At 31.5% G+C, this 6215-nt stretch carries 10 protein-coding genes; all 10 read left to right on the forward strand.

What is annotated here, in order from left to right:
• The first annotated feature begins 235 nt into the window (after positions 1-235).
• Entirely contained in the window at positions 236-436 is a 201-nt protein-coding gene (locus tag ACKI32_RS03230) for a histone family protein (RefSeq protein ID WP_116591162.1), read from the forward strand.
• A 463-nt stretch (positions 437-899) separates the two neighbouring features.
• On the forward strand, positions 900-1268 hold the full coding sequence (gene rpl7ae / locus ACKI32_RS03235) for a 50S ribosomal protein L7Ae (protein ID WP_407413441.1): 369 nt from the start codon (positions 900-902) through the stop codon (positions 1266-1268).
• Between the two features lie 33 nt (positions 1269-1301).
• The gene (locus ACKI32_RS03240; protein ID WP_042692817.1) at positions 1302-1508 is read left to right on the forward strand and encodes a 30S ribosomal protein S28e; all 207 of its coding nucleotides are present in this window, start codon (positions 1302-1304) and stop codon (positions 1506-1508) included.
• 14 nt (positions 1509-1522) lie between these two features.
• Positions 1523-1684: a 50S ribosomal protein L24e gene (locus ACKI32_RS03245; protein WP_149731004.1), complete on the forward strand. Its 162-nt coding sequence runs from the start codon at positions 1523-1525 to the stop codon at positions 1682-1684.
• Positions 1681-2133, forward strand: coding sequence for a nucleoside-diphosphate kinase (gene ndk, locus ACKI32_RS03250; RefSeq protein WP_407413443.1), 453 nt, complete (start codon positions 1681-1683; stop codon positions 2131-2133). The genes ACKI32_RS03245 and ndk overlap by 4 nt, the downstream gene beginning before the upstream one ends.
• Positions 2134-2170: 37 nt before the next feature.
• A complete protein-coding gene (gene infB, locus ACKI32_RS03255) occupies positions 2171-3961 on the forward strand; it encodes a translation initiation factor IF-2 (protein WP_407413445.1) in 1791 nt (596 codons plus the stop codon).
• 36 nt (positions 3962-3997) lie between these two features.
• Positions 3998-4381 carry a 30S ribosomal protein S6e gene (locus ACKI32_RS03260; protein WP_407413447.1) on the forward strand — a complete coding sequence of 128 codons (384 nt, stop codon included), beginning with the start codon at positions 3998-4000 and terminating at the stop codon, positions 4379-4381.
• Between the two features lie 62 nt (positions 4382-4443).
• Positions 4444-5658, forward strand: coding sequence for a translation initiation factor IF-2 subunit gamma (locus tag ACKI32_RS03265; protein WP_407413449.1), 1215 nt, complete (start codon positions 4444-4446; stop codon positions 5656-5658).
• Between the two features lie 9 nt (positions 5659-5667).
• Positions 5668-6060 (forward strand): PIN domain-containing protein, encoded by a 393-nt coding sequence (locus tag ACKI32_RS03270; protein WP_407413451.1) that lies wholly within the window; start codon positions 5668-5670, stop codon positions 6058-6060.
• 35 nt (positions 6061-6095) lie between these two features.
• A partial coding sequence (locus tag ACKI32_RS03275; protein WP_407413455.1) for an RPB7/RPC8 family DNA-directed RNA polymerase subunit occupies positions 6096-6215 on the forward strand: 120 nt, incomplete at its 3' end.

Raw genomic sequence — 6215 nt, forward strand, 5'->3', positions numbered from 1 at the left:
ATCTCTTTTAATTTTAATTTTTTCTTTTAATTCTTTTATATTCAAACATAACTTACACTTTTTTTGTATAACCTAATGTATGAAAAACATTTTCAAAGACAATGCTGTCACTTTTTAGGTTAAAATAGTTTGCTTTACTATGTTGAAATTTTAACAATTCAACAATGAAAAACCAATATATTTATATATAAGCAAATTAAATCTATTATTAACAAAATAAAAGAGGTGTTTAATTATGAGTGAATTACCAATTGCTCCTGTAGGAAGAATCTTAAAAAATGCTGGTGCACAAAGAGTAAGTGATGACGCAAAAATCGCATTAACCGAAGCTATCGAAGATTGCGGTAACGAAATCGCACAAAAAGCTGTAGGCTTTGCACGTCACGCTGGTAGAAAAACTGTAAAAGCAGAAGACATTAAATTAGCTATCAAATAGATTTCTTTACTGTCTCAGATAGTAATTAATTTACTATCTCTTTTACACTTTTTTTAATTATTTCATTTTAAACTTGATTTTTAGTTCTTAAAATATCCTTTTTTTAAAAACATTTATATACTATACTAACCAATTTAATATTGTCTAGTTCTCTAGAATTATTTCATTAATTACTAAATTTTTATTTTTAGTTTTGCTAAAAATTATATGAAATTCAGAAGTATTTGTATTGAAAGTCTAATCCCTCTTATTTTTTTCCCGGGATTATATTTAGTGATATATGAATTATTCAAGAATTAGTATTATTAAAAACTATAATAGATTATTCATTATTTGAATAATTTGAGTAATTTCTATAGTTAAAAAATAATATAACTATATATAATTACATTATATTATGATTCAATGAATTATAATATCTGCCGATGGATGGCAATGCCAGATGAAAAAGGAGGTATATTTTATGGCAAACATTTATGTAAAATTTGAGACACCTGAAGAATTAGCTAAACAAGCTGAAGAAGCATTAGAAACCGCACAATCTACTGGTAAAGTAGCAAAAGGTACTAACGAAGTAACCAAATTCATCGAAAGAGGAGATGCAGCATTAGTTGTTATCGCAGAAGACGTAGATCCTGCTGAAATTGTTGCACACATTCCAGTATTAGCTGATGAAAAAGAAATTCCTTACGTATACTTACCTACCAAAGAACAAGTTGGTGGAGCTGCAGGTTTAACTGTTGGAACTGCATCTGCATGTATTGTAGACGCTGGTGATGCTGAAGCTGCTGTTGCTGAAATTGTAGAAAAAGTTGCTGAATTAAAAGAATAGATAAGTTCTTTTAATTGAATTACGGTGATTTACATGGAAGAAGGTACTCCTGCTGAAGTCATTGAAGTTTTAAAAAGAACTGGTATGACTGGTGAGGTAATGCAAATTAAATGCAGAATCCTCGATGGTAGAGATAAAGGAAGAATTTTAACAAGAAACATTATGGGTCCTGTAAGAGAAGGCGACATTTTAATGTTACTTGATACAATTAGAGAAGCTAAGGAAATTAGAACTCCTTAAGAAGGTGTAAGAACATGAGAACTTGTTCATTCTGTCATAAAGAAATAGAAGAAGGTACTGGAAAGATGTACGTCAAAAGAGACGGGTCAATTTATTTCTTTTGTAGCAGCAAATGTGAAAAAAATATGATTAAACTCGGAAGAGTTCCAAGAAAAGTTAAATGGGTTAAAGAATGATTCAAAAAAGTTTTGTTATGATGAAACCGGACGCTGTTCAAAGGCGTCTTATGGGTAAAATTTTATCTCGTTTTGAAGAAAAAGGTCTTCAAATCGTTGCTTGTAAATTAATTCAAATCGATGAAGATTTAGCAAAAACTCATTATGGAGAACATGCTGAAAAACCATTTTTCCCAAGTTTAGTTGAATATATTACTTCTTCACCATGCCTTGCTATGGTAATTGAAGGAGAAGAAGCTATTACTACTATTAGGAAATTAGTTGGTGCAACTAATCCTTTAGAAGCAGATCTTGGAACTATTAGAGGAGATTTCGGTATGGATACAGGTAGAAACATTATTCATGCTTCAGATGCTCCTGAGTCTGCAGAAAGAGAAATTAGTCTTTTCTTTAATGAAGATGAAATTTGCGATTATGAAATCGTCGATAACAATTTAATTTATGAATAAATTTAAATTTTAAAAAGTTATTATCAAAGAAGATATTATGAAAATCAGATCCCCGATTGTATCAGTTTTAGGGCATGTAGACCATGGAAAAACTACATTGTTAGATTATATTAGGGGTAGTACCATCGCTGATAAAGAAGCGGGTGGTATTACACAACATATTGGTGCTACTGAAATCCCAAATGATACTATTGAAGAAATCTGTGGAAATTTTATTTCAAGGTTATCTATCAAAGATTTAATTCCTGGATTGTTCTTTATTGATACTCCTGGACATGCTGCATTTACTAGTTTGAGAAAACGTGGTGGTGCATTAGCAGATTTAGCCGTATTGATTGTGGATATTAATGATGGATTTAAACCACAAACATACGAAGCATTAAATATTCTTAAGATGTATAGAACTCCGTTCATTGTTGTTGCTAATAAAATTGACATGATTTTTGGTTGGGAAACTCATGAGGGTGCTTCTTTTAAAGAATCATTTGAGAAACAAGCTCAAAGTGTTAAACAAGATTTAGACACTAAAGTTTATGAACTTGTTGGTATTCTCCACAAAGAAGGATTCCAATCAGAAAGATTTGATAGGGTTAGTAATTTCGCATCCCAGATTAGTATCATACCAATAAGTGCTAGGTCTGGTGAGGGTATTATTGAAGTTTTAGCAATGTTGCTTGGACTTGCTCAAGAATATTTAACCGAACAACTTGAGATTAATGAAGATGCTCCTGCAAAAGGTACAGTCTTAGAGATTAAAGAAGAAGTAGGTTTAGGTCTTACTATTGATAGTATTATTTATGATGGTGTTTTACGAACTAATGATGAAATTGCTTTAATGACTTCTTCAAATGAAGTATTAACAACTAAAATTAGATCTATTTTAAGACCACTTCCACTTGAAGAAATGAGAGATTCTAAAAAGAAATTTCAGAAATTTGATGAAGTTGTTGCGGCTGCAGGTATTAAAATAGCCGCTCCTAATTTAGATGATGTTATTTCAGGTTCACCACTTAGAGTTTTAAGTGATGATGAGAATGTTGAAGAGGAACTTTTAAAAGAAATCGAAGATATTACCATTAGTACAGAAGATGAAGGTCTTTTAGTTAAAGCAGACACATTAGGTTCTCTTGAAGCTATTGTTAAATTGTTAAGAGAAATGGAAATTCCTATTCGTGAAGCGGACATTGGTGATGTAAATCGTAGAGATATTATCAATTCATCTATAGCTTTAACTGAAAATGAAGCACTTGGTGCTATTATTGCATTTAATGTAGATGTTCATCCAAATTCTGTAGAAGATTTAAACAACTCTGATGTTAAACTCTTCAAAGGTGATGTAATTTATCAAATCATTGAAGATTATGAATCATGGATGGATGAACTTGAAAAGGCTAAAAAGAAAGCATTTTATGATGCTATTATTAAACCTGCAAAATTCATTGCGTTACCAAAATTAGTTTTCCGTCAAAGTAAACCTGCAATTATTGGAATTGAGTCAATTAGTGGTACAATTAAACAAGGTCAAACTTTGATTAATAAAAATGGTGAATATGTTGGGGTTATAGCCAGTATGGAAGATAAAGGCGAAACATTACCTGATATTCCAAGAGGTCAAAGAGTGGCTATGGCTATTAAAGATGCTGTTGTTGGAAAACATTTTGATGAAGGGGATGAATTATACATTGATGTCCCTGAAAAGCATTATAAATTCATTGAAAGAGAATTTAAAGATAAATTAACTGAAGATGAATTTGAAACATTATATGAATTTTTAGAAATTAAACGTAAAATCGATCCAGATTGGGGTAAATTTGGTTTATTTGAATAATAATTAATTATTTATAAAAAATTATGGAGGAATACCATGGCATACAAAGTAGTTGTGTCTCAAAAAGCTGAAACTCATCAATTTGAAGTGGAAGAAGCTAAAGCACTCAATGGTTTAGTCATCGGTGATGAATTCGATGGTGGAATTGTTGGTTTAGATGGTTACACTTTAAAAATCACTGGTGGTAGTGATAAAAATGGTTTTACCATGAAAAAAGATGTTTCAGGTACTAGAAGAATCAAAAGTTTATTAACTGGTGGTATTGGTTATCATCCTAAAGCTGATGGTGTTAAAAGAAGAAAAACTGTTAGAGGAAACACTATTGCTGAAGATATCGTACAAATCAACACTGTAGTTACTAAAGCTGGAAGCAAATCAATTGCTGATATTATTGGTGCTGGTGAAGAAGAGGAAGAATAGTTTCACTATTTTTCTTATTTTACTTTTAAGTTGAATTAAAATTATTAAAAAGGTGGTTATCTGTGAACGTACAGTCAGATGTTAACATAGGTTTGGTTGGTCATGTAGACCATGGTAAGACTACTCTTACTAAAGCATTATCAGGAGTATGGACTGATACTCACAGTGAAGAAACAAAAAGAGGTATTTCAATTCGTTTAGGTTATGCTGACATTGAATTTAGAAAATGTCCTAACTGCGGAGAACCTGAATGCTATTCTACTTCTGAAAAATGTCCAATCTGTGGGAGCGAAACTGAATTAATTAGAAAAGTATCATTTGTTGATGCTCCAGGTCACGAAACTCTTATGGCGACTATGTTATCTGGTGCTGCAATTATGGATGGTGCAGTATTAGTTATTGCTGCAAATGAAACTTGTCCACAACCACAAACTAAAGAACATCTTATGGCACTTGATGTTATTGGTGTTAAAGATGTAATTGTAGTTCAAAATAAAATTGATATTGTTTCAAAAGAAAGAGCTATAGAAAGTTATAATGAAATAAAGGAATTTGTTAAAGGTACTTGTGCTGAAGATGCTTTAATAATACCTGTATCTGCTCAACAAGGAGCTAATGTAGATATCCTAATTGAAGCAATGCTTAAACAAATTCAACCTCCTGAAAGAAATGTAGATGATACTGCATTGATGCATGTTGCAAGGTCATTTGATATTAACAAACCTGGTTCAGGGGCTAATAAGATCAAAGGTGGAGTTATTGGAGGTACTTTAATTCAAGGTACTTTTAAACTCGGAGATACCATTGAAATTAGGCCTGGTCCAACTAATAAAGGTAATAGGATTACTTTAAAATCTGAAATCATTGGTCTTGAAGCTAATGGAGAACAAGTTGAAGAAATAGGGCCTGGTGGTCTTGTAGGTATTGCAACTAAATTGGATCCATCATTAACTAAGTCCGATTCATTATCTGGAACTGTTGCTGGTGAAGAAGGTACTTTGCCTGATGTTTTAGATAGTTTTGTTATGGAAGCTAATTTACTTGACCGTGTTGTAGGTACTAAAGAAGAACGTGATGTTGCTCCAATTAAAATTAAAGAACCTTTAATGATTAATTGTGGTACTACAACAACAATTGGTGTTGTTAGCTCAACCAAGAAAAACGATGTTGAAGTTAATCTTAAGTTACCAGTTTGCGCAAGCCCTGGAGACAGAGTTGCTTTAAGTCGTAGAGTTGGGGCTCGTTGGAGATTAATTGGTTATGGTATTATTAAATAGAGGGAGATAATGGACTCTAAAGAAGTTGTAATTGATACCAATTTTTTTATGGTTCCTTTTCAGTTCAATGTTGATGTAATCACTGAACTTGAAAAATCATTACCTTCTTATAAATTAACTACTCCAAGCTTTGTTATCAATGAATTGAAGGGTTTGAAAAAAAATAATAAAGGAAAAATAAGGTTAAATGCAAATTTAGCTTTAAAGTTAGCTAATTCTTCAAAAGTTGAAATAAAGGATATTTCATTACTTGAAAATGAAACTGTGGATGATGCGTTACTTAGAGTTTCAGAAGTATTAGCTACAAATGATATTGAATTAAAAAATCGTGCAAAAGATAAAGGAATCACAGTAGTATATCTCAGACAAAAAAGATATATTGCTGTTGAGGGTAATATATAATATTAATTAAATTATCAAAAAAATGAGGGATTATTTTGTATTATAAAACAAAAATTGAGGATACTGTAAGAATACCACCTTACAGGTTTGACAGTCCTCTTGAAGAAGTTGCTATAAAGACTCTAAACGAAACCTATGAGGGTCGTGTGGACAAG

The sequence above is a fragment of the Methanobrevibacter sp. genome, assembly GCF_045611865.1.
In the GTDB taxonomy this organism is placed as follows: domain Archaea; phylum Methanobacteriota; class Methanobacteria; order Methanobacteriales; family Methanobacteriaceae; genus Methanocatella.